The organism is Spirosoma liriopis (genome assembly GCF_023196085.1).
GTDB lineage: Bacteria > Bacteroidota > Bacteroidia > Cytophagales > Spirosomataceae > Spirosoma > Spirosoma oryzicola.
The window spans coordinates 296,213-318,332 of record NZ_JALPRF010000001.1 but is presented as its reverse complement, the minus strand read 5'-3'; the positions used below and the strand labels follow the sequence as shown (position 1 = coordinate 318,332).

At 49.4% G+C, this 22,120-nt stretch carries 17 protein-coding genes and 1 tRNA gene; 6 read left to right on the top strand and 12 right to left on the bottom strand.

The window, feature by feature from the left end:
• Window positions 1–19: 19 nt before the first annotated feature.
• Both M0L20_RS01305 and M0L20_RS01300 read right to left on the bottom strand, forming a co-directional pair.
• Entirely contained in the window at window positions 20–1,621 is a 1,602-nt protein-coding gene (locus M0L20_RS01305) for a catalase (RefSeq protein WP_248475293.1), read from the bottom strand.
• Window positions 1,622–1,837: 216 nt separating this feature from the next.
• A complete protein-coding gene (locus tag M0L20_RS01300) occupies window positions 1,838–2,443 on the bottom strand; it encodes a 2,3-bisphosphoglycerate-dependent phosphoglycerate mutase (protein WP_248475292.1) in 606 nt (201 codons plus the stop codon).
• A gap of 193 nt (window positions 2,444–2,636) precedes the next feature.
• On the opposite strand from M0L20_RS01300, the gene M0L20_RS01295 reads away from it, so the two are divergent.
• Window positions 2,637–3,635, top strand: a complete 999-nt coding sequence (locus tag M0L20_RS01295; protein ID WP_248475291.1) for a type I glyceraldehyde-3-phosphate dehydrogenase — start codon at window positions 2,637–2,639, stop codon at window positions 3,633–3,635.
• A gap of 117 nt (window positions 3,636–3,752) precedes the next feature.
• Here the strand turns inward: M0L20_RS01295 and M0L20_RS01290 are convergent, their stop codons facing one another.
• Window positions 3,753–4,796, bottom strand: a complete 1,044-nt coding sequence (locus tag M0L20_RS01290) for an endonuclease/exonuclease/phosphatase family protein (protein WP_248475290.1) — start codon at window positions 4,794–4,796, stop codon at window positions 3,753–3,755.
• 306 nt (window positions 4,797–5,102) lie between these two features.
• Between M0L20_RS01290 and M0L20_RS01285 the strand changes: the two genes are divergently transcribed.
• Both M0L20_RS01285 and M0L20_RS01280 read left to right on the top strand, forming a co-directional pair.
• A complete protein-coding gene (locus tag M0L20_RS01285; protein ID WP_248475289.1) occupies window positions 5,103–5,882 on the top strand; it encodes a ThuA domain-containing protein in 780 nt (259 codons plus the stop codon).
• 47 nt (window positions 5,883–5,929) lie between these two features.
• On the top strand, window positions 5,930–7,771 hold the full coding sequence (locus M0L20_RS01280; protein ID WP_248475288.1) for a glycoside hydrolase family 9 protein: 1,842 nt from the start codon (window positions 5,930–5,932) through the stop codon (window positions 7,769–7,771).
• Window positions 7,772–7,820: 49 nt separating this feature from the next.
• Here the strand turns inward: M0L20_RS01280 and M0L20_RS01275 are convergent, their stop codons facing one another.
• From M0L20_RS01275 to pdxH, 7 genes are all read right to left on the bottom strand, one after another.
• Window positions 7,821–9,221, bottom strand: coding sequence for a PQQ-dependent sugar dehydrogenase (locus tag M0L20_RS01275; RefSeq protein WP_232559013.1), 1,401 nt, complete (start codon window positions 9,219–9,221; stop codon window positions 7,821–7,823).
• A 324-nt stretch (window positions 9,222–9,545) separates the two neighbouring features.
• The gene (locus M0L20_RS01270) at window positions 9,546–9,836 is read right to left on the bottom strand and encodes a protealysin inhibitor emfourin (RefSeq protein WP_248475287.1); all 291 of its coding nucleotides are present in this window, start codon (window positions 9,834–9,836) and stop codon (window positions 9,546–9,548) included.
• Window positions 9,837–9,866: 30 nt separating this feature from the next.
• Complete coding sequence (locus M0L20_RS01265; RefSeq protein ID WP_232559011.1) at window positions 9,867–10,901, bottom strand: M4 family metallopeptidase; 1,035 nt, start codon at window positions 10,899–10,901, stop codon at window positions 9,867–9,869.
• 218 nt (window positions 10,902–11,119) lie between these two features.
• A complete protein-coding gene (gene acs, locus M0L20_RS01260; protein WP_232559010.1) occupies window positions 11,120–13,015 on the bottom strand; it encodes an acetate--CoA ligase in 1,896 nt (631 codons plus the stop codon).
• A gap of 88 nt (window positions 13,016–13,103) precedes the next feature.
• Window positions 13,104–13,325, bottom strand: a complete 222-nt coding sequence (locus M0L20_RS01255; protein WP_232559009.1) for a DUF6814 family protein — start codon at window positions 13,323–13,325, stop codon at window positions 13,104–13,106.
• A 236-nt stretch (window positions 13,326–13,561) separates the two neighbouring features.
• The gene (locus tag M0L20_RS01250) at window positions 13,562–15,127 is read right to left on the bottom strand and encodes an MFS transporter (RefSeq protein WP_248475286.1); all 1,566 of its coding nucleotides are present in this window, start codon (window positions 15,125–15,127) and stop codon (window positions 13,562–13,564) included.
• A gap of 129 nt (window positions 15,128–15,256) precedes the next feature.
• Entirely contained in the window at window positions 15,257–15,898 is a 642-nt protein-coding gene (pdxH, locus tag M0L20_RS01245; protein ID WP_232559007.1) for a pyridoxamine 5'-phosphate oxidase, read from the bottom strand.
• Window positions 15,899–15,993: 95 nt separating this feature from the next.
• On the opposite strand from pdxH, the gene M0L20_RS01240 reads away from it, so the two are divergent.
• Window positions 15,994–18,201 (top strand): DUF349 domain-containing protein, encoded by a 2,208-nt coding sequence (locus tag M0L20_RS01240; RefSeq protein WP_248475285.1) that lies wholly within the window; start codon window positions 15,994–15,996, stop codon window positions 18,199–18,201.
• A 128-nt stretch (window positions 18,202–18,329) separates the two neighbouring features.
• Window positions 18,330–18,413 (top strand) — tRNA-Thr (locus M0L20_RS01235).
• A gap of 1,082 nt (window positions 18,414–19,495) precedes the next feature.
• On the opposite strand, the gene M0L20_RS01230 is transcribed toward M0L20_RS01235, so the two are convergent.
• Entirely contained in the window at window positions 19,496–20,347 is an 852-nt protein-coding gene (locus M0L20_RS01230; RefSeq protein WP_248475284.1) for a hypothetical protein, read from the bottom strand.
• 142 nt (window positions 20,348–20,489) lie between these two features.
• Window positions 20,490–20,828, bottom strand: a complete 339-nt coding sequence (locus M0L20_RS01225) for a hypothetical protein (protein ID WP_232559004.1) — start codon at window positions 20,826–20,828, stop codon at window positions 20,490–20,492.
• Between the two features lie 842 nt (window positions 20,829–21,670).
• Here M0L20_RS01225 and M0L20_RS01220 point away from each other — a divergent pair.
• The gene (locus M0L20_RS01220; protein ID WP_248475283.1) at window positions 21,671–22,057 is read left to right on the top strand and encodes a hypothetical protein; all 387 of its coding nucleotides are present in this window, start codon (window positions 21,671–21,673) and stop codon (window positions 22,055–22,057) included.
• The last annotated feature ends 63 nt before the right edge of the window (window positions 22,058–22,120 follow it).

The following is a 22,120-nucleotide window of genomic DNA, read 5'->3' as shown; positions in this document are numbered from 1 at the left end:
TTAGACGCTGGATCTAAGTTTAATAAGGCTGCGCTTCCTGTGAATCTTCGGTAGCCTGACGCACCCCTTCGGCTTGGGTCTCTGCCAAAACAGGTTGTTCGCTGTTACCTTGCCGTAGACCTTCGGCAACCCGGCGACCGTAATCTTCATCACATTTTGTGAACAACTCGATCATCTTGTCCTGTACAATCTTGTGCGCCGGTTTCAGGGTGCTCACCAGGTTATTAATCAGGTCGTCGCGCTCCCAGTCTTCGTGCAACCGGTAACGTTCGCCCGCTTGCTTGAAGTCGTTCGTCCGTTCCAGTTTCTGCCGGACCAGATTACCCGCCACGTACGGGGTATGGTCTGGGCCAACTTTCTGCGATTCCTTCAAACCACCTAATGATGATGGCTCGTAGTTCACGTGCGGGTTTTGACCCGGAGCAGCATCGACCATGAACGTCATCTGACCGTCACGCTGATTAGTGGCAACCCGTTTCTTCGGCGCGTTAATAGGCAGTTGTAAGTAGTTAGGACCAACCCGGTACCGTTGCGTATCAGAATACGACAGCGTACGTCCCTGAAGCATCTTGTCGTCCGAGAAGTCAAGACCATCCACCAGAACGCCCGTTCCGAAGGCCGCCTGTTCTACTTCCGCAAAATAGTTGACGGGGTTTTTATCCAGCACCATCCGGCCAACGGGCAGGAAGGGGAACTGATCAGTTGGCCACAGCTTGGTATCATCCAGCGGATCAAAATCAAGTTCCGGATGATCGTCGTCGCTCATGATCTGAACAAACAATTCCCATTCTGGGAAGTCGCCCCGCTCGATAGCATCGTAAAGATCCTGAGTGGCGTGGTTAAAGTTCTTACCCTGGATCTGCTCGGCTTGCTCCTGCGTTAGGTTTTTGATGCCTTGCTTTGGCTCCCAGTGGTATTTCACCAGTACACCTTCGCCCGCTTCGTTCACCCATTTGTACGTGTTTACCCCCGACCCCTGCATCTGCCGGTAGTTGGCCGGTATACCCCAGGGCGAGAAGAGGAACGTAATCATATGCATTGCTTCCGGCGTATTGCTGATAAAATCAAAAATACGCTCACCATCCTGCCGGTTCGTTACTGGATCGGGCTTAAAGGCATGAACAAGATCCGGGAACTTCATCGCATCGCGGATAAAGAACACTTTCAGGTTGTTGCCCACCAAATCCCAGTTGCCGTCTTCGGTGTAGAATTTCACCGCAAAGCCGCGTGGATCGCGCAGGGTTTCGGGCGAGTGACCACCGTGAATAACCGACGAGAACCGTACGAAAACGGGTGTTTTCTTGCCTTTCTGCTGGAACAGTTTTGCCCGGGTGTATTTAGAAACGGGTTCGTCACCGGCTGTACCGTAGGCTTCAAAATAGCCATGCGCGCCAGCCCCACGAGCGTGTACGACACGCTCTGGAATCCGCTCCCGGTCGAAATGAGTGATCTTTTCGATGAACTGATAGTTTTCCAGCGTGGTTGGCCCACGACTCCCGACCGTACGGACGCTCTGGTTATTGCTAATCGGATGCCCCTGGCGAGTGGTTAAGGTCTGGTCTTCTTGAGAAGACTGACCGTTTGTTTGATGACCGTTACCGTTCTGGTTTTGTGTTTCCATTGTTCAAAAGGCTAAACGTTGTCTTTCTGTCTACTTAACCATTAGACTTTGCTTGGTGTTTAGGTAAGAAGGAAAATTTAAGCCACCTTCTACCCACCATCTCTTAATTTTTCTCGGCTTGATGGCGTAGTCGTTTCTCAGATTAATTAGTGAAAAACAGTGTGCTATCGTAAGCAAGCGTACTGTCTGATCACGAGGGTGTGGTTGTGTACAGTGTTATTTTGGTCGCAACACAAACGCGCCCGTTGCTGGGTCGAACGTATACTGCCGTGGAATACCCGTAGCAAGCTCGACTTTCTCGATCGATTCGGGGCTGATCGCTTCCAGCCTCATCAGCAGTGCGCGTAAACTATTGCCGTGGGCCGCAACCAACACATTCTTTTCAGCTTGAAGACACGGCAAAATCGTAGACTCGAAATAAGGAACGACGCGGTTGTAGGTATCGGCTAAGCTCTCGCCATTGGGTGGTTGGTCGGCATAGCCGCGTCGCCATCGAAACACCTGCTCTGCTCCAAACCGTTCTTCTGCTTCATGCTTGTTCATGCCCTGCAAATCGCCATACATGCGTTCATTGAGGGCCGCGCTGCGTTCGATGGGGATGTCTGTCTGGCCGATCTCGTGCAGGATAATGTCCATTGTTTCAATGGCCCGTTGCAGGAGGGAGGTAAATCCTCTATCGAAGTGGTCTGCTTTAAGTAAGGTTCCGGCTTCGCGGGCTTCGTGACGACCCAACTCGGTCAGGGGAGTATCTACGCTACCGGTAAACCGATTTTCGAGGTTCCATTGCGATTGTCCGTGTCGGACGATGACGAATAAAGCCATAAGGTGCATGTCTGCTGGTATTAATCATGACTACCTAAAACGCATAAGTGTTTGCCCAAATAAGGATTATAAAATCATTAACCGGGTTTTTGAAACAGCAATTGGTTTTCGTGTGTTGTCAAAATGAGTACGCGTACTCAGTAAGCAGCTGTTCTGCTAAAGGACGGCAAGTTCCTTTTTTATCAACCTCACTATGAACAAAATAGCTTTATTCGGCTTCGGTCGAATTGGTCGCACGGTTCTTCGGGTTGCTCTCCGCGACAACCTCTTCACACCAGTCGCTATCGCCGACATCAAAGACGAGCCTACGTTGGCTGCCCTTTTCTCGGTAGACACCAACTATGGTCGCTGGCCTGAGCCGGTCAGTGGCACGGAAGGTCATCTTAAGATCGGTGATCAGGATATTCCTTATTACAACTCCGCTAAAGAAATTCCCGACTGGGGCTCGTTAGGCGTTGATCTGGTGATCGACTGCACAGGCCGGGCTACGGTTCGTTCGATAGCACAGGCGCACATTGACCGGGGTGCAAAACGCGTGTTGGTTAGTGCTGCCAGCAAATCGCTGGACGACTGCGACGCCGTACTATTGAAAGGAATCAACCTGGATACGTTTGATCCAGAGAAGCATAAAATTATCAGCATGGCCAGCTGTACAACCAATGCGTTGGCGGCTGTTGTGAAAGTGATCAAAGATAACTTCGGCATCAAGTCGGGACTGTTCTCGACGGTTCACGCGTACACAAATACGCAATCGCTAACCGACCAGCCGATGAAAGACCGTCGTGATTCGTGGGCCGCTGCCGAAAATGTGATTCCATCGTCGTCGGGTGCGGCTAAGGCACTGAAGTTTATCTGGCCGGACCTGCAAATTACGGGTAAAGCGTACCGCGTGCCGGTGCGGACGGGCAGTATTGCCGAACTAAACCTGTTGACCGAAAAAGAGTGTACGGTCGAAGAAGTAAACGAAGCCTTCCGGAAAGCGGCTAATGAGGAGCCCTTGAAAGGCGTTATGGACGTGCTGGAAGGCGAATGGGCTTCCAACCGCATTGTTGCTGACCCGCACACCTCAATTGTCGATTTGCCGCTGACTGCCAAACAGGGTGACTTGCTGTCGGTTGCGGCCTGGTACGATAACGAGTGGGGCTATGCAACCCGTTTAGCCGAAGTTGCTGCCCATCTGGCGTCTAAATAAGGCAGTAAGATAGTGCATAAATAGACGATAGAAGTCAAATGCCATATCTTGGAGATATGGCATTTGACTTCTATCGTCTATTTATCTTAGGAGTAGCCACAAAAAAATCTAAAAAATCTATCTGATTTTCAAATCAACGACAACGGCGCGATGGTCCGAACCGGACTGGTCAATGGTTCGGAATAGCAATGGCGTGAATCCATTGTTGACAAAGGCGTGATCGATGGGAATCTTGATGAGCGGAAAAAAGCTCGGCCAGGTCGGTTGCGTCTTGACACGCCGGGCTGCGGTTAGCTGACCGTTGCTGGTGGTACGGTTTGACGATGCGTCGGCTGGCCGAAAAATATCTTTATAAATCGGCGAGAAAATACTGATGTTGAAGTCACCGATCAAAACCGTTGGTGTGGCATTGGTTCGCGCTTTACGTGCGGCATACGCTAACTGCTTATTCCGTTCGCGAAACCAGGTCGGAACGAGCGGTGTACGTGGATGAACGGTCAACAACGTAACCTTCCGACCGCGTACCTGCGTCGTCAGCGAAATGATGCGAAGCCGACGAGCCAACGCCTGATCAACCTGGAACCTAGTTCGGCTTCCCACCAGTGTCCAGACTCCGCCTTTCGAATAGCAGGCAAACCAGTACGGAAATTCATTTTTTACCTTATCCGTTACCAGACGAATGGTAGCGGGTGTCATTTCCTGCAACACAAACAGGTCGGAGCGGTACTGGCGTAGCATAGCGACCGTTGTTACATACTCCTCCCGCGCGTACAGAACGTTGGCGTGAAATAAGCGGACATCGCCGGTAGGGGCTTGAATAGGCGTATCGTAATCACCCACCACCCAAGGCGTTTGGTTGATGTAAATTGTACTGACCAGTAACGCGACGGACAGACCCGGCAGGAACAGCGTGGCCATTTTTCGGTAAACAAGCCCGTAGATTGCCCACAAGCCCAAAAAGCCATACGATAGCCACTGATATTGAACAGCGAAGTGACTAAACAATTCCAGAAAATAGTAGCGCCCGAAAACGTGCCCTATTAGCGAACACGCGAAGAGAGAAACGGATAAAAAAGCCAGCCAGCGACCAACCCGTCGTGCGTGGAAGAAAGAAGAAGCAACCTTATGCCGGGAAATTTTTGACGACGTGGGGGCAATCATACTGCAATAAGAGTCAACACCTGAAACTAGTGTAGGATAGTAGCTGCCGAATCAAGCAGGCCGTTCGGAGCTGTTCGTAAAGTAAATCGGCTAGGGTCAGGAGTGAAATTCTTATCAAAGATACGTAAAAATAGGCCGAGCGGCTTGTATAGAGCACAGTGATAGCCAGAAACCGGTAGAACTTCGCTCGATCACTTACCATAAATTCGGTAATCTGATCAATTTGTAGCTTTTTTGTGTGCTGACACGCTTGTTTAGTTTCTGTTGTGCAGCGCCGAACCAATCACCTGGAATTTCGAGAAAAGCATGAATAAGCGAGTTATTGCGCTCACCAGTTTGCTGGTCCTTCTATTCGTCTGCTATGGGATTGTAACGTTCGCCCAGTCCAGGAAACCGGTGTTTAGGGTGGTTGCCATGACAGAGGCCGGTGGGGTTCATGCGCCTTTTGTGGCTGCTGCCAAGAAATGGTTGAAACAACTGGCTGACGAAAACAAGTTTACGGTCGATTACATCGAAAATGCGGAACCGATTAATGACGCGTTTTTGGCGAAATATCAGTTGTTTATTCAGTTGAATTATCCGCCGTACGCGTGGAGCGATGCGGCAAAAGCGGCCTTTCAGAAATACATCACCGAAGGCAAAGGGGGCTGGATTGGATTTCACCACGCTACCCTGCTGGGCGAATTTGACGGTTACCCGATGTGGCCCTGGTTTTCGGAGTTTATGGGCGGTATCCGGTATAAAAACTACATCGCCAGTTTCGCTAAGGCAACGGTACATGTCGAAGCGACAAACCATCCTTGTATGAAAGGCGTACCCGCAACGTTCGACGTTCAGAAAGAAGAATGGTACACCTACAATAAAAGTCCCCGACCCAATGTCAATGTACTGGCTACGGTTGATGAATCGACGTATTCGCCTGATTCGGAGATCAAAATGGGCGGAGATCATCCGGTTGTCTGGTCCAACGAGCACATGAAAGCTCGCAACGTGTATATTTTCATGGGCCATCACCCCAATCTTTTCGAAAATAAGGCGTTTGTGACGATTTTTCGGAATGCTGTTTTCTGGGGAGCTGGAAAATAAATAACAACGAATGGCGTGCTTACCAAGCGTCGAACTCATCCTCTACCATGTCTGGACAAGTACTTCGAAAGAGCATACTGGCTCTTTTTTTTCAACTTCCTTTTTTTCTACAGGCGCAATCGATCAAGGTACTAACTAATCAGGTTGGTTACGAAGGAAGTAAGGCAAAACGGGCTATTGTCATTGCGGATCAGCAGCTTCCTATTCCCGATTTTCAACTCGTCAATACCGAAACGGGGAAGGTTGCTTATTCGGGGAAAACCGCGTTTAGTGGTCCCGTCAATATGTGGAAAAGCTGGCGTTTCTGGACCATTGATTTCTCGCCCTACACCACCGAAGGAAAATATCGAGTGCAGGTTACGGCCTTGGGCAAGTCGATTTCGTCGTACCCGTTTGTGATCGGTAAAAATGTGCTGGAACAGCAGACGCTGTCCGATGTGATTTATTACTTCAAAGGGCAGCGCAGTTCGGGTCTGCTCGATAAAGCCGATCATCACTTAACATTGGCCGGACGACCTGCCGATACGCTCGACGTACACGGCGGTTGGTACGACGCCACCGGCGACTACGGTAAACACCTTTCGCACCTGACGTTCTCATCATACTTCAATCCGCAACAAATCTCGCTGACCGCCTGGAGTTTGTTTAAAACGCACGAGCATCTGTTGAAACGGCCCGGAACCGATTTCCGGCAATATCTGCGTCGATTGCTGGACGAAGCGATGTACGGGGCTGATTATCTGGTTCGTGTGCAGGCAAAGGACGGCTCGTTTTATCGCTCGGTAAAAGCGCCCGGCCCCGGTAAGCTGGCGAAAGATCGGGTGATTCAGGCGGAAGATAAGGCGTATCGCATCAAGCAAACCAAAGATCAGACGCTGACCAGTGCCGCCGACGAAACCAACTGGCGCAGCTATCAGGTCAGTTATCGGTCGGGTGGGGGCGTGGCTATTGCCGCTTTGGCGATGGCGTCGACCTACGCTAATGATAGGGCCGGTGACTACAGCCCGACGGCTTACCTGAAAGCGGCAGAAAGCGCGTTTGCCTTTCTCGAAAAAAACAACGTAGCGATGACCAATGACGGCAAAGAAAACATCGTCGATGATTATTGCGCGCTGAGTGCCGCTACGGAGTTATACAAGGCTACCAAGAAAGATGTGTATAAACAAGCTGCCGATAAGCGGGCGCAACAACTCGTCAATCGACTCGCTACGTGGAAAAATTACCGGGATTACTGGCGGGCTGATGATCAGGATCGGCCCTTTTTCCACCCCTCAGATGCTGGTTTGCCATTGGTCAGTCTGCTGTTCTATTATCCACTAGCTTCGACCGAGAAACAAAAGGACATCAAAGAAACCGTCAGGCGATCAATGACCCACGAAATGGCCGTAACGAACGAAGTCAACAATCCGTTTGGCTACAGTCGGCAGTTGGTGCAGGACACGCTCGGCAGTCGGCGCACAACATTCTTTTTTCCACACGGTAGCGAAGCCTCGCCCTGGTGGCAGGGTGAAAATGCGCGGCTGGGTTCAATGGCAACGGCTGCTCGTTTGGCCGCTACGCTGTTCACCGACGATAAACCGATGCGGGACCGTCTGGACCGCTTTGCACTTGATCAACTGAACTGGATACTCGGCCTGAATCCCTACGATGCCAGCATGTTGCAAGGTGCTGGACATAACAATCCGGCCTACGGATTCTTTGGGACGTTTGAATACACCAATGCGCCCGGCGGTATTGTCAACGGCATCACGTCGGGGATAGCCAACGAAGACGATATCGATTTCAACTTATCGTATAAAATGACCGGGAAAGACGCCGACTGGCGGTGGGCTGAACAATGGCTTCCTCATGCGGCCTGGTACATGATGGCCGTCATGCTGAACGAGTAAAAACGAGAGCCGCCGGTTCATCACAGCCGGCGGCTCTTTGTTGATTATTTTATTGATTCACGGGAAGTAGTCGGAAAATGTAACCGGGCTCTTCGACCGAGACATACAGGTAGCCGTCCGGCCCTTGCTTGATGTTCCGAAGGCGACCAACATTCTTCAGCAGATTTTCCTGCTTAACAACCTTTTTGCCGTCCATCACGCAGCGGTTTAAATACTGAAATCGCAGAGAGCCAATCAGCAGATTACCTTTCCAGGCGGGGTACTTCGGACTATCGACAAAGGCGAAACCCGACGGCGCGATGGACGGAAGCCAGTACGTGAGTGGCTGCTCCATGCCTTCTTTGGCGGTGAGGTTGGTAATCGGTTTTCCGTCGTAGTTGATGCCGTAGCAAATCACTGGCCAGCCGTAGTTAGCTCCTTTCTTGATAATGTTCAACTCGTCACCCCCGCGTGGCCCGTGCTCGTTCGTCCAGATTTCGCCGGTGACCGGGTGTTTGAGCATTCCCTGCGGGTTGCGATGGCCGTAGGAATAGATAGAGCCACTGGCGCTTTTATCCTTGACAAACGGATTGTCTTCGGGAATGCGACCATCATCGTACAAACGGTGAACTTTGCCCAGATCGTTTGCGATGGATTGCGGATTTTCTTTTTCATTACCCCGCTCACCAACCGAAACAAACAGATAGCCTTTGTTGTCAAATGCCATGCGGGAGCCGTAATGATGACGCGTTTTTGAGTAGGGGAGCGCCGTGAAAATAACTTTCTGATCGGTCAGGGTAGTGCCGTTCAGTCTGGCCCGCATCACGGCAGTGGTCGAAAGCTTCTGATCACCTTCGTTTTTTACGGCTGAATACGAAAAGTAAACGAGCTGATTTTTAGCGAAATCCGGATGCAGGACGACATCCAGCAAACCGCCCTGACCTTCGGCTAACACGGTTGGCCCGCCGGTTACTTTCGTTTTTTGCGCGTCTTTTTCGATCCGGTATATGTCGCCGGAGCGGGTACTTACCAGCATGTCGCCACCGGGCAGGAACGCCAGTCCCCAGGGCGATCCTAAGCCGGTTGCTACCGTGTCAAGTTTAACGGTCTGTCCTTCTGAGGCAAACACATTCGAGGTCGGCTTACTGGCGAATTTGTATTGATCGACGTTTTTTAGGCTTTCCCGAATCAGGTCCGCCAGCTCATCGATCTCCGTTGCGTTCAGCGACGGTTTCCAGGAGGGCATACCCAAATCCGGATAACCTTCCGAAATACTTTTGACCAGATCGCTTTTCTCGTTGCCGTGTTTCCATTTTCGGTCAACGAACGCTTCTACTTTTTCGCCGTGACACGAAGAACAATAGGTTTGGTAGTTTTCTCTGGCCGTTTTCGCCGTTGGTTTTTGCTTGGTAAGAAAGCTACTCAGCAAAAACACCGAAACGAAAGCCGTACCAACAGTAAATTTGAGCATAGTGATCGGTTTGAATGGCGCGAACTTAGGTTTGTTCGTGGTTATAAAAGCAGCCAATCCGGTTTGCTTACCCGGCCAATGGCGTAGGGCTTTTAAACGAGCTAGCTAAAACAGAGCCCGAACCTTGCTTGCGGATTGGCAGGTATCGTCGGGACGCCCGCCGGGTTCTTAAAACCGATATCACTACCGAGACCGGTGACGTCAGGTTCTCAAACCTGACGTCACAACTTCCCTCCCCTGACAAGCTAGTGTTACAAAAAAACGCCGGGCATTTTGGTCCGGCGTTTTCAACAGTAAAATCAGCAGTCGGATGAATCGCTGGTATCACGGTTTTCCCGTACGTTGTTGCAGAAAGTGAATTAAAGGCTGAACGTCGTCGGGTAGGTTGAGATCGTCGAATGTTAGGCTGACTTTCTTGCGACCCTCCTGTAAATTAAGTTTGTACTGATAGCCATCGCGAAGATTTTTGTTCGCTGACTTAGACTCGTAAGCCGTCGGGTCGGCCAAAACCGTATCGACCACCTTCTGAAGATCAGCAGGTAAATCGGTTGTCTGAAGTTCCGTTTGCGCTATCTGAGGAAATAAACCCCCTTCGCGCGAATACACCAGTTTCATAAGCCTGCCTGTCGAAGCCGTGTTTATGCACTACAAACCAACGGCTTCAAACGCTTGTTTGACAGTTGTTTCGGTATCGGCCGGTAGGCTGCCCGCCTTGGCTAGTTTCTTGGCTTGCTTGAGCACCGCCGTTTTAAAGCTTTTAAAGTTGGTAGTTGGCTTCAGCGTTTTGAGCGTTTCAAACCAGAGCAAAGCCGCTTTGTCCGTTTCGATACCGACCGAAACCAAATAAAAGATTTTGTTCGGAATGCCGCTGTTGATATGGACACCGCCATTATCCTGCGAACCCTTGTAGATATTGTCCATGTGGGCGGGTTGCGGATCTTTGCCCATCAACTTATTGTCGTAGGCCGTACCGGGCGCTTTCATAGAGCGTAGGGCCTGCCCCTTGAGCGTTGGTCCCATAATCTCGTCGCCAATAAGCCAGTCGGCGGTCGCTGCGGTCTCCTTCTTGGCAATTTGTTTGATCACAGAACCAAACACATCGGCGTAATGCTCGTTGAGTGCGCCCGATTGTCCCTGATAATTTAAACCTGCCGTGTACTGAACAACACCGTGCGTCAGCTCGTGAGCCGTAACATCGATAGCGTTCGCCAGATTGATAAACACCTCGCCGTCGCCGTCGCCAAAGGTCATTTCATCACCATCCCAAAACGCGTTGGCGTACGCTTTGCCAAAATGTACGTTCAGGACCAGGTCCGCTCCGTGGTTGTCTACGGACAGGTAATTGAACGTGTCTTTGTAGTAGCTTCGAACCGCCCCGGTATTTTCGTAAACCGTGTTGACAATTGGATCGGCTGACGCGGCTCCGCCCTCTTTTCGCACGAGCAGCAAGCGCTGGTTCTGGGTGGTCTTTGAATCGTAGACAAGACGATCAGCATTCTTCGTGGGTGGTGCGACAAGTGCGGATTCGCTACTCCGTAAGGCAAGCTGTTCGGCGCGTCGTGCCCGAAACGAGCGGTTGATGGTTTTGTCCTGAGACGAAATATCAACGCCTGCTTTTTTGAGTTCATCGACTACGAACGGTGGAATAATGTGGCAGTGGCAACGATGCTGGCTTTTCATAAGACGACTACGTTTGACGGATGGTAGGGAGGTAACTGGAAAGCCTCAGATCGGTCTGGTAGGGCTTTAATACAATAGCGGAAATAGCCTTGATTTGTTACGTGCCGTTCCACTTTTTATTAACTATTTAGTCGGCAACATGCTTTTGGCTGGAAACACCAGCTAGTAAAAAAGGCCGGACGCTTTCGCCCGGCCTTTCTTTGTACACACAGTCTGGATTATAACGCGCCTGTTTTGATCTCATCGACCACGGAGGGATCGAGCAGCGTTGTTGTGTCTCCGAGGTTGTTGGTATCGCCTTCGGCAATCTTCCGAAGAATTCGGCGCATAATCTTGCCGGAACGCGTCTTGGGCAGGCCCGTCACGAATTGAATCTTGTCGGGTTTCGCGATGGGTCCGATCACGCGGCTAACGGTAGCCAGAATATCGCGTTTGGTTAGGTCGGCGTCGTGATCGGATGGTTGCTGATCGGTGATGACATAGGCGTAAATGCCTTGTCCTTTGATGTCGTGCGGATACCCGACTACGGCACTTTCAACAACGCCCGTGTGCATGTTGATCGCGTTTTCGACCTCGGCGGTACCAATGCGGTGACCCGATACGTTCAACACATCATCCACGCGGCCCGTAATGCGGTAGTAACCGTCTTCGTCGCGTAGGCAACCGTCACCCGTGAAGTACAGACCCGGATAAGCCGAGAAGTACGTCTGGCGGCAGCGTTCGTGGTCGCCGTAGGTTGTTCGTAAGATACCCGGCCAGGGAAATTTCATGCACAGGTTACCACTTACGCCGTTACCCTCGATCTCGATGCCGTTCTCATCTACCAGAATAGGCTGAACACCCGGCAGGGGTAGCGTGGCGTACGTAGGCTTTGTCTTGGTAAGACCCGCCAGCGGTGAAATTAGAATACCGCCCGTTTCGGTCTGCCACCAGGTATCGACAATTGGGCAGCGATTTTTGCCGATGTTGTCGTCGTACCAATGCCAGGCTTCTTCGTTGATGGGTTCGCCCACTGACCCTAATACCTGCAAACTGCTTAGGTCGTGATTGTCTACTTTCTCCAGACCAAAGCTCATCAGCGACCGGATGGCGGTAGGAGCCGTATACAGAATGTTGATCTTATGCTTATCGGTAATATCCCAGAAGCGACCGTAGTCCGGGTAAGTCGGCGTTCCTTCGAAAATCACGGAAGTGGCCCCACAAGCCAGCGGTCCGTAGACGATGTAGCTGTGTCCTGTAATCCAGCCGATGTCTGCCGTACAGAAATGAACCTGTCCCGGCTCATACTGAAACACATTCTGAAAGGTATACGCAGCGTATACCATGTAGCCTCCGCAGGTATGCACGACACCTTTCGGCTTACCGGTTGAGCCCGACGTATACAGAATGAACAGCATATCTTCGGCGTCCATTTCCTCGGCTGGGCAGTCGGCGGTGACTTGCTTGATTTCCTGTTCCCACCACACATCGCGGCCTTTCAGCATGGATACCGGCGTGCGGGTCCGCGTCATAACGATGACACGCTGTACGCTTGGGCAGGCAATGAGAGCGTCGTCTACCGTACTTTTAAGCGGAATTTCTTTGTTCCCCCGGTACGCGCCGTCGGCAGTAACCACTACTTTGCATTGGGCGTCGTTGATCCGGTCGGCAATGCTCTGCGCTGAAAAGCCGCCAAAGACAACCGAATGCACCGCACCGATACGGGCGCAGGCTAATACGGCAATCGCGAGTTCGGGTACCATCGGCATGTAGATACACACCCGGTCGCCCTTAACGACACCGTTGCGTTTGAGTACGTTGGCAAACCGGCATACCTGATCGTGAAGCATCCGATAGGTAAGCGTAACGCTGGCTTCGGCAGGGTCATTGGGCTCCCAAATGATGGCCGGCTGGTCGCCCAGCGTAGGTAAGTGTCGGTCGAGGCAGTTTTCGGTAATGTTCAGCTTACCACCAATGAACCACTTTACGTTTGGTTCGGTAAAATTCCATTGCAGTGTTTTGGTCCAGGGTTTGCGCCACTGAAAATGCTGCGCAATTTCGGCCCAGAATTCCTCAGGGTCGTCAACACTTTTCTGATAAGCTGTCTGGTACTCGTCAAAGGTTCGGATACGCATAATTAATTCGTGATTAGGCGAATTAGCAATTGAGTGAATTATAAGTATGCTCCGGCAAAGCTATTCACTCCCTGAATTAATCGCTAATTCACTCCTTAGAATTATATTCTCCGTCAAAAGCGTATTTGCCGAACAATATTAGCCCGCCAACGACAATCGGAACCAGTACGCAAAGGATCACCCAGCCAAAAACACGGTCTTCCAGCTTGTCACTGGCAATTTTAGCCAGGCTGTCGATGGTGCGGTCATAACCAACGTAAGCACCCAGCAATATCCAGACGATACCGAGGTATTTTTTGACGAGATTCATATTGATAGATTAGTTAAACGCTCACAAAGTGAATGATAGAATCGTTAAAGGGTGGTAAGCAAGTATGATGATTGAAGCACTGAGCCGTCGCCGTCGTGCGGTCAGGTTCTTCAACCTGACCTGTGCGGTTTTCCAATCCGATGTCCTTCTAGGGTGGTGTTGGTTTTGAGAACCGCGCGGGCGACCCTGCCGACACCACATTAATGGCTTTACAAGCTAAGTCAGGAACTGCCCATTCATTCGTTCGCTTTTTCATTCTTAGACAAATAAAACGCGCCGATGACGAAACACACGGCGGCTATCAGTATCGGGTACCAAAGTCCTTCGAGGTACGGCTTCTCAACGGAACCAGGAACCGCTTCGTTTGCTTTTGTGGCTGTGGCTACCAAAGCCGTAGCAATGAAAGGAGTAAGGCCACCAAATATGCCATTGCCGATATGATAAGGCAGCGACATCGACGTGTAACGAATGCGGGTAGGGAACAACTCGACCAGGAAAGCGGCAATCGGGCCGTATACCATAGCCACGTAAAGTACCTGAATAAACACCAGGGCAATCATCAGCCACAAGCTGCGCGAGGGTAGAAGGATAGCTTTGCTTACTTCGGGTTTAACGGTGGGGGCGGCTGGTTTGCGGCTTGTTATAGTTTTTTCAATGTCTTGAGCCACTAATCCGTCGCCGTAATAATGAGAAGTCGTCATCGTTGTGAGCAGATCCCCATTCGGTTGGGCGGCTGATTTGCGGCTGATTGTACGAGCGTCCACAATTTCCTGACGTGTACTCAAATCCGCCAGATTGTAGAGTTTATCGTAGATCGGGCGGTAGGTGAGAACGCCCAAAAGCATACCCGCCAGCATGATGGGTTTACGTCCAATGCGATCCGACAGACTTCCGAAAATGACGAAGAACGGGGTAGCACCGAGCAGCGCAACGGCTACAATAACATTCGACTGAACGAACTCGATGTTACAGGCTTTCTGAATAAACGAGAGTGCGTAAAATTGGCCGGTGTACCAGATGACCCCTTGGCCAGCCGTCGCGCCGAACAAAGCCAGCAGCACCATTTTTAGATTCTGCTTCTTTCCAAAACTTTCGGCCAGCGGGTTCGTTGATGTCTTTCCCTCTGATTTGAGCTTGGCGAATAATGGTGATTCAGCCATCCGCAGTCGAATAATAATCGAAACGCCAACCAGCAGGATAGACACCAGAAAAGGTACGCGCCAGCCCCATTCGCCGAATGTTTCGACGCCAAGCGTTTGCCGGGTGATCAGAATGACACCCAGTGACACAAAAAGCCCCAACGTGGCGGTCGTCTGGATAAAACTGGTGTAAAAGCCCCGTCGGCCTTCGGGGGCGTATTCCGCTACGTAGGTCGCGGCACCCCCGTATTCTCCGCCAAGGGCGAGTCCTTGGATCAGACGGAGCAGTAATACCAGCAGCGGAGCCCAGAAACCGATTGTTGCGTAACCTGGTACGAGCCCGATGGCAAACGTGGACCCGCCCATCAGAACGAGCGTTACCAGAAACGTATACTTGCGACCGACAAGGTCCCCTAATCGCCCGAAAACCAACGCTCCGAACGGGCGGACAACAAATCCAGCCGCGAACGTCGCCAGGGTTGATAGAAGCGCAGCCGTTGGGTTATCTTTCGGGAAAAACTGCGAGGAGAGAATAGCGGCTAAGCTCCCGAAAATGTAAAAATCATACCATTCGATAAGCGTACCGACTGATGAGGCTGAAATGACACTAAACAGCGTTCGGTTCGAAACGGCCTGTTGAGCTTTGGCTTTTTTGCCGACCATAGACAAGAGTGGGAAGAAATCTTGCCCTGTAAAGCAGCCAAAGTCTCACATTTACCGTATCGTTTTACGACTTAAATCGTCCGCTGGCCACTGTTTTTTTGGTTAGAATAGGCATGTGCGACAAACTCACTAGGGCGCTAATCGTTCGATGAGCCAGTTGTCGGCTTCTTTCCGATAGCGTATCCGGTCGTGGAGTCGGCTAGGGCGTCCCTGCCAAAATTCAATTGCATCGGGAACGACCCGAAAGCCACCCCAATGGGGCGGGCGGGGTACCGGCTTATCGGCAAATTGGGCTTCGAGTTCCTGCTGTCGGGCTTCCAGTACGGCCCGGTTTTCAATTACCGAACTTTGGTGTGATACCCAGGCACCAATCTGGCTTCCGCGTGGTCGGCTGTTAAAATAGGCATCTGATTCTTCGGGACTTACCTTTTCTACCCGTCCTTCGATGCGAATCTGGCGTTCGAGTTCCTGGTAAAAAAAAGTTAGCGTAGCAAAGGGATGATTAGTAAGTTCGTGCCCTTTCCGGCTTTCATAATTTGTGTAAAAGACAAACCCCGCTTCTGATACATCTTTGAGTAAGACAATCCGCCCGTCAGGACGTCCTTCGGCAGTAACGGTGCTTACATACATCGCGTTAGGCTCCGGGACACCCGCTGCAAGGGCGGCATTGAACCATACTTGAAACTGGGCAACGGGGTCTGGTGAAACATCGACCACGTCTAAACCGTTTAGCGTATATTCTTTACGTAAATCACTGATTGTTGACGGCATACTGCTGAGTTTGTTTAACGGCTTTTCAACGGCTGGAATACAGGAAAATCCGCATATTGTCGTACTTTTGCAAAAGTAATCGGTACGTTCCCAACATGGCAAACCAAGAACAGGAAATTAACCAGCAACCGGACACCACGAATCAGGCTACCGGCGACCTGGCAGTTAATACACCCGAAGACACCACGACGCAACCTAACCAGGCAGTCGAGGGCATGGAAACTACGCCCGAACCGGCGGAGACTTCACCGGCTCCAACGGCTGAAACCCAGCCGGACGCAACGGGTGCTGCGGATATACAAGAATCACCCGCCGACGCTCCCGCTGCCGAGTCCGAATCAGAGGGTGCGGCCAGTGAGGCTTCTGCATCGGCTGCTGAACCGCAGGATGCCCAGCAAGCTACGTTGGAGACCGTCGCAGAAAAGACGGAGGAGCCTACAGCTGAAGCCACTCCTGAATCGACAGGGGATGTTGCCGAGCAGTACGCCGATGTACCGGATACGGACGACGAAGCAGCGGCTCCTTCGGTTGATTATAGCCAGTTCTCGAAGCAGGACTTCGTTGATTTGCTGGAATCACAATTGGCAGTGACCAGTTCAGCGGCTGTAACCCCCGGCGACTTCAAGAAAGCCGATCAGGTGCTCAAGGAAGTTAAGCCATTGTTCGACCAGATGAAGCGGGCCGAACGGGAAGCTGCGTTGCAGAGCTACGTTGCTGAAACGGGCGCTGAAGAAGGCTTCGAGTATAAATTCGACGAAACGATTCAGCGATTCGATGATCTGTATAAGCAGATCAAGAGCCAGAAAAATACGTACTTTCAGAATCTGGACAAAGCAAAAGACACCAACTTTGCGGCCAAAACAGACTTGCTGACGCGGTTGCGTGAGCTGGTTGAAACCGACGAAAACAACGCTGGTGATCCAAAAATAAGCTGGAACGAGTTTAAGAAAATTCAGGACGAGTGGAAAGCCGCCGGGAACATGAACTCCCCGCACAACGCAACGTTGTGGGCTACCTACCACGCGCTGGTTGATCGCTACTATAGCAACCGGAATATTTATTTCGAGCTGAAAGAATTGGATCGCAAGCGCAATGCGGCTCTGAAATCCGAGGTAATCGAGAAAGTAGAAGGCATGGCGAAAGCCGCCGAAGAAACACCGGTAACCCGGCAGACGATTGACGAAGCCAATGCTCTGTTTGAAGAATACAAGCATATCGGTCCGGCACCCAAGGCAGAACAGGAAGTATTGTGGGGTCGTATGAAAGCTGCTCTGGACGTATTGTACGACAAACGTCGGGACCAAACCAACGAGCAACGGAAAGAATCGGCTCAGCTCTACGAAGAGAAATCGGCGATCTACGAAGAACTGATACCGCTGACTTCGTTTACATCCAACAGTATCAACGACTGGAACGATAAGACGAAGACAGTCATGGCGCTTCAGGATCGCTGGAACGCGATCAAAGGGCCGATGCCGCGTGAAGAAGGCAAGGAGCTGAGCAAAAAGTTCTGGGCGTCGTTGAAAACGTTCTTCCACAACAAAGGCGAATTCTTCAAGCAACTGGAAAGCAAGCGGGAGGAAAACCTGCGGGCCAAAACTGAACTCTGCGAGCAGGTAGAATCAATTCTGGCTTCGGGGGAGGAATCACCAGAAGCTACACAGACCGTAATTGAACTGCAACGTCAGTGGAAGAATATTGGTCAGGTGCCGGAAAAGCAAAAGAATTCCATCTTCGACCGCTTCAAAGCAGCCTGTGACGCTTTCTTTAACAAAAAACGCTCGAAGAATCAGGAAACGGAACGCGAGTTTGAAGCGAACCTGACTAAGAAAATCGCCCTGATTGAGCGGATCGAAGCAGCTGCCAATGAAAATGCAGACCTATCGGAGTTGAATGATTTCAAAAAAGAGTGGAATGGCATTGGTTTTGTCCCCAAGAAGGACATGCAGGCTACGCAAAAGCGCTATATCAACGCCGTAAATGCGTTGGTAGGTGCTACGGGTAAGATTCCGGCGAAAGACAAAGAACGGGTGATGCTTCAGAATGAAGCCGAAGTAACTCGTGCTGGTGGCCGTGACTTCAACCGGGGTGAGCGTGATGGCGGAGGCAACAAGCGTGAAAACGATATTCGCCGTCGAATTACAGCGATTGAAAATGATATTGCTACGTACCGGAATAACATCGAATTCTTCGCCCGCTCGAAGAACGCCGATAAATTACGGGCTGATATTGACAAAAAGATCGCCGATGCTGAAAAGCAACTCGACGAACTACGTCATCAACTGAAAGTAGCACAAGCCTAGCAAAATTCTTGGCCGGATAAAAATATTCGGCCAAGAATTTACGCATAAGTATTGCATGTTTCATATAGAAGCACTACTTTTGCATCACAATTCGGAAATAGGTCATTTGACTACCGGATACGAGGATTGCCAGTGTCGGATAGCGGTCGATTCCGCCTGATTTGTAATCAGGATGCGCAAGCGCGTCGGGGGTTCGAATCCCTCCACTGGCTCAGCTGATAACCAGCAACTTAAGCCGCCTTCGGAAACGTTGGCGGTTTTTTGTTTGCATACAGATTTGCACACAACACTTTTCATATAGGCATTGAAAGGATAGGGGGGTATAATGAAACACGGGTTTATCCAAAGTTTTAAATTCATAAGCTGCTTACTGCTCATCCTTAGCCTGGAGCAGTGTAAACAGCCCTCCATTTCGGTTCCTCAACATACAGAACCAACCCGAGACGACAACATGGCGCTAGGTTATCTCGATAACACTAGGGCCTCAGAGTCTATTCCAAACGTATAGTTGATTACTCAGCCAACCTATAGCGTATCTCACAATCGTCGACATAAACAGCAAACTGTTGCAACTGGCGCCTAAGCGCTGTTTTAAAAGGATTGGCTTCACGTTATACCAGAAATTTTATCCTTGATCTAGCATTACCAACTAGCTGGTACCGAGCAAGGCACATAGATTGCACAAACATAAGATTTGAAAGCGACTACCATCGCGACGGCCTATCTTGCCCTATTAATGATCAGGATATAGGAAAACCGCACTTTATTTATCCGCACTGTTATTATAGGTCCCAACCTGCACCGGCAAGTCTTGCAACTCCTGAAGAACGCACCCGTACATCAGTTACTTAAGGAAAAGAACTGTACATTATTGCCGGAACAGCGGGTAGAGGAGGGGAAGGTGACAACGGGAACGCAAGCAGTATCGCCGGAGGTAAGCTAAGCGTACCAGCTGCGCTCTGGAAGGTGATTGCTGTCCTTAAGACGATGTGAACCGGATAAGCGCTCAGATGCAGATTATTGCGATATGGATGTCTAATATAAACGCTGTAGGTGAGCAGTCTTGGGGTAACTACTGGGTAAATACTGATGAGCTAGAACGGCAGACGGGCTATGATTTGCTGTAGAATGCGCTAGTGAGTGGTGCAGCGGATGGCTGAGGACAGAGTCGATAATAGCTTGTTACGATTTATAACAAAGTAAAATAGATAGCATAGGAATTTTTAAGTTATCCCTATGCTACCTATTTATAAAATACCTATCTGTACTTGATTACAATTACACCTGTCATATATTATTGAACAGGGTTTTTAGGAGGAAAGTCATCATTGAAGAATGTTGTAGCATTTTCGATCTGCGCTTTTCTGCTACCTCGAAGAAAATCATCAAAAGCTTTTTTTATTTCCGGATCTTCTAAGGCTTCATAATCAAACACATTAGCTGCGTACATGTAGTTAAAGTTTATATCAACAAATTCAGCACTAGCACAAGCTGACGACCATTTAGTATTTGATCGGTCAAAGTCTACTCGGTATTGCTTAATTTTTGGCGTATATATAACTTCATCACCAACTTTAAATACTTCAACTGCAACACCAACTGTAATCGTCTTATAAAAGTCTTTATTTTGTTCAACCCCAAATCGCAAAGCTTCTCCCTGCTTTTGCAAAAAGCTTTTAAAACTATCTAGTGCAGAAGATCCCTCGCTTGCGACAACATCAAGAATAAAGTTTACAAAATCAGATGCAATACTAATACCCTTTATATGTCTTGTATATGACTGAGTATCGATTTTGCTAGGCCCCATCAGAGGAACTTTAGAAAGCGCTAATGTCCACAGCTCGGGATCTGTCTTGTACTCTTTACCGTATGCTTGTGAATAACGATTGATGTAATCTGTAACTACAGAAGTGATGCCAATGAGTATTTTTTTCTGCTCCACTAATGCTTTTACAACAACAGGGTCATCAACCAACTCAACGCCGATGATAAACTCTACCAAGCCATCCTTGTCGGCGTAAGGATTGTCTTCGGGGACATATGTAGCTAATTTTTCGTCATTAAAAAACGCTTTAGCGTTAGCTATTTGTATCTTAATGTCTTCAGTACGTTTTGGTGTTTCTTGTTTTTTTTCTAGCGTTTTCACAGTGAAAAAGTTTAGGAGTTTTGCCTACTTTTATTTATAGTCTATATTCAGCTTATTTGGACTTATTGGTTAACTACTTATATTTTAGAGAATCAATAAGACAGTTAGAATACTGAGCAACAATTTTTATTAATAGCAGTAATCAGCATGGACTAACTAAGTTGACGTGGAAGTTAAACATCACATACACCCCACCTTTTAACCAGACGTTGACGGCTGCATCTCTACAGGGTGATAATAATCCTCTATTTCCGTTTTTTTCAATATGGTTAGGTACCCATTGACGAAGGCTATTTTCATTGGCATTAGCCATATTGAAACCTGGAATACCGCAGTTGAATCTATCATCAACAAGGCGAATTGTAACTGTGACCTGATGACCACTCAGTGTAAGATTAAAATCTACAGGATCCTGATCTAGCCAGTGATCGAAAGCAGCTGAAACCGCAGTTTCAATGTCTGCAAGTGAAAGAGTGGTCATAAAGTTTTAGTAATTAAATAATTTAGAAATAGCACCGATGTAGTCAGCATACTCAAAGCTCTACTCTGCAATTGAAAGCCTCTTCTATGTGTAGATTGGGCCCTGATTGTGAGACAAAATTGAACTATCTTTGAAAGATTAGAACGAGCAAAACAGCCCTATTTCCAAATAGGGTAAATAGAGTTAAGTAGACTGGGTTTTCTACTTCTTCCTGAAAACAGGTGTTTCTATGGGTATCAAGGCCGCTAAAGAACCCCTTATTTACACCGCAGTATCAATCGTATCATAACTGAATAGCTAAGATAACTTAGATCTAGTCCCATACGCCGTTCCGCTAACAACATCCCAAGAGTGGGTTAAGAGTTGAAAAAACTGGTGATAAAAACACAACTGGCTTGGTCCCATTTACGGTAAAGAATCATTTACTAGACCCAAGAAATTGCTTTAACAGTTGTAGAAATGCATAAGACGTGATGTCTATCTAAGACAGGGAACTGGTATGGTTTTGCAAAAATGCAAATGCACTGCAATAGCGAGTTGTCAACTAGCACGCTGTCGCATATGTACGATAGTGATACGACTTCGACTAAGCGTACTACATCGTCCCCTGTCAGGCTATCACTCTTCGACAACACCCGATTGGAATAACGCATGGGCTAGTTTAGCCTGAGCAAGCAAACGGTCTTCCTGCTATCGCTGAATTGACTACATTGGAGGTCTAATTTTGATCCCAGACTTACTATGGCAACTCTACCCGGCACGGACATTGAACTTGGCAAATGGTACCCCGCCACTTAGCCCCGCCTGACCTCTACGTCGAACTAGTGATAAACAATTATTCAATGATTTTGAAGATAGTCGGGTTCGGCCCTCGGCCCGGCTTTTACATGCATCAGGACGGCAAGTTCTATTGGCATTGCGAGCGCTATGACGACTTCGATGACGAGCGGATGCCTGGATGGAGCCGTTCGCAGGAAATCAACAATAACCTTGACTGGGTAGCTGATGAGGCCAAGTCGGTAAACGCCTGGATGCTGATACCTGATGCGCCGGAAGATTTTTCCAGTGTACAGGACAATGAGGTGAACTCGTATGTGGGTACCCTGCCAACAGACAGTGATAATGACGAGTACGACACCGATGAAGACGAGGACGATATTGATGATGGTTTTATAACCGACCCGGCAGGTGGTCGTCCTTTATACCCTATCAATCCAAGCCTAAACTGATAGGTCTGTTAAGACAAAGGCAGTGATAACGCAGTGAAAGCCGAAGCGTTCAATAGAAACAGC

Bases quoted from the DNA above. Each gene is read 5' to 3' on its own strand.
- M0L20_RS01270 (WP_248475287.1), bottom strand. From the start codon at position 9,836: ATGAAACTGGTGTATTCGCGCGAAGGGGGTTTATTTCCTCAGATAGCG.
- M0L20_RS01220 (WP_248475283.1), top strand. From the start codon at position 21,671: ATGATTTTGAAGATAGTCGGGTTCGGCCCTCGGCCCGGCTTTTACATG.
- M0L20_RS01280 (WP_248475288.1), top strand. From the start codon at position 5,930: ATGTCTGGACAAGTACTTCGAAAGAGCATACTGGCTCTTTTTTTTCAA.
- M0L20_RS01290 (WP_248475290.1), bottom strand. From the start codon at position 4,796: ATGATTGCCCCCACGTCGTCAAAAATTTCCCGGCATAAGGTTGCTTCT.
- pdxH (WP_232559007.1), bottom strand. From the start codon at position 15,898: ATGCCGTCAACAATCAGTGATTTACGTAAAGAATATACGCTAAACGGT.
- M0L20_RS01250 (WP_248475286.1), bottom strand. From the start codon at position 15,127: ATGGTCGGCAAAAAAGCCAAAGCTCAACAGGCCGTTTCGAACCGAACG.
- M0L20_RS01285 (WP_248475289.1), top strand. From the start codon at position 5,103: ATGAATAAGCGAGTTATTGCGCTCACCAGTTTGCTGGTCCTTCTATTC.
- M0L20_RS01275 (WP_232559013.1), bottom strand. From the start codon at position 9,221: ATGCTCAAATTTACTGTTGGTACGGCTTTCGTTTCGGTGTTTTTGCTG.
- M0L20_RS01240 (WP_248475285.1), top strand. From the start codon at position 15,994: ATGGCAAACCAAGAACAGGAAATTAACCAGCAACCGGACACCACGAAT.
- M0L20_RS01225 (WP_232559004.1), bottom strand. From the start codon at position 20,828: ATGACCACTCTTTCACTTGCAGACATTGAAACTGCGGTTTCAGCTGCT.
- acs (WP_232559010.1), bottom strand. From the start codon at position 13,015: ATGCGTATCCGAACCTTTGACGAGTACCAGACAGCTTATCAGAAAAGT.
- M0L20_RS01295 (WP_248475291.1), top strand. From the start codon at position 2,637: ATGAACAAAATAGCTTTATTCGGCTTCGGTCGAATTGGTCGCACGGTT.
- M0L20_RS01300 (WP_248475292.1), bottom strand. From the start codon at position 2,443: ATGGCTTTATTCGTCATCGTCCGACACGGACAATCGCAATGGAACCTC.
- M0L20_RS01265 (WP_232559011.1), bottom strand. From the start codon at position 10,901: ATGAAAAGCCAGCATCGTTGCCACTGCCACATTATTCCACCGTTCGTA.
- M0L20_RS01305 (WP_248475293.1), bottom strand. From the start codon at position 1,621: ATGGAAACACAAAACCAGAACGGTAACGGTCATCAAACAAACGGTCAG.
- M0L20_RS01255 (WP_232559009.1), bottom strand. From the start codon at position 13,325: ATGAATCTCGTCAAAAAATACCTCGGTATCGTCTGGATATTGCTGGGT.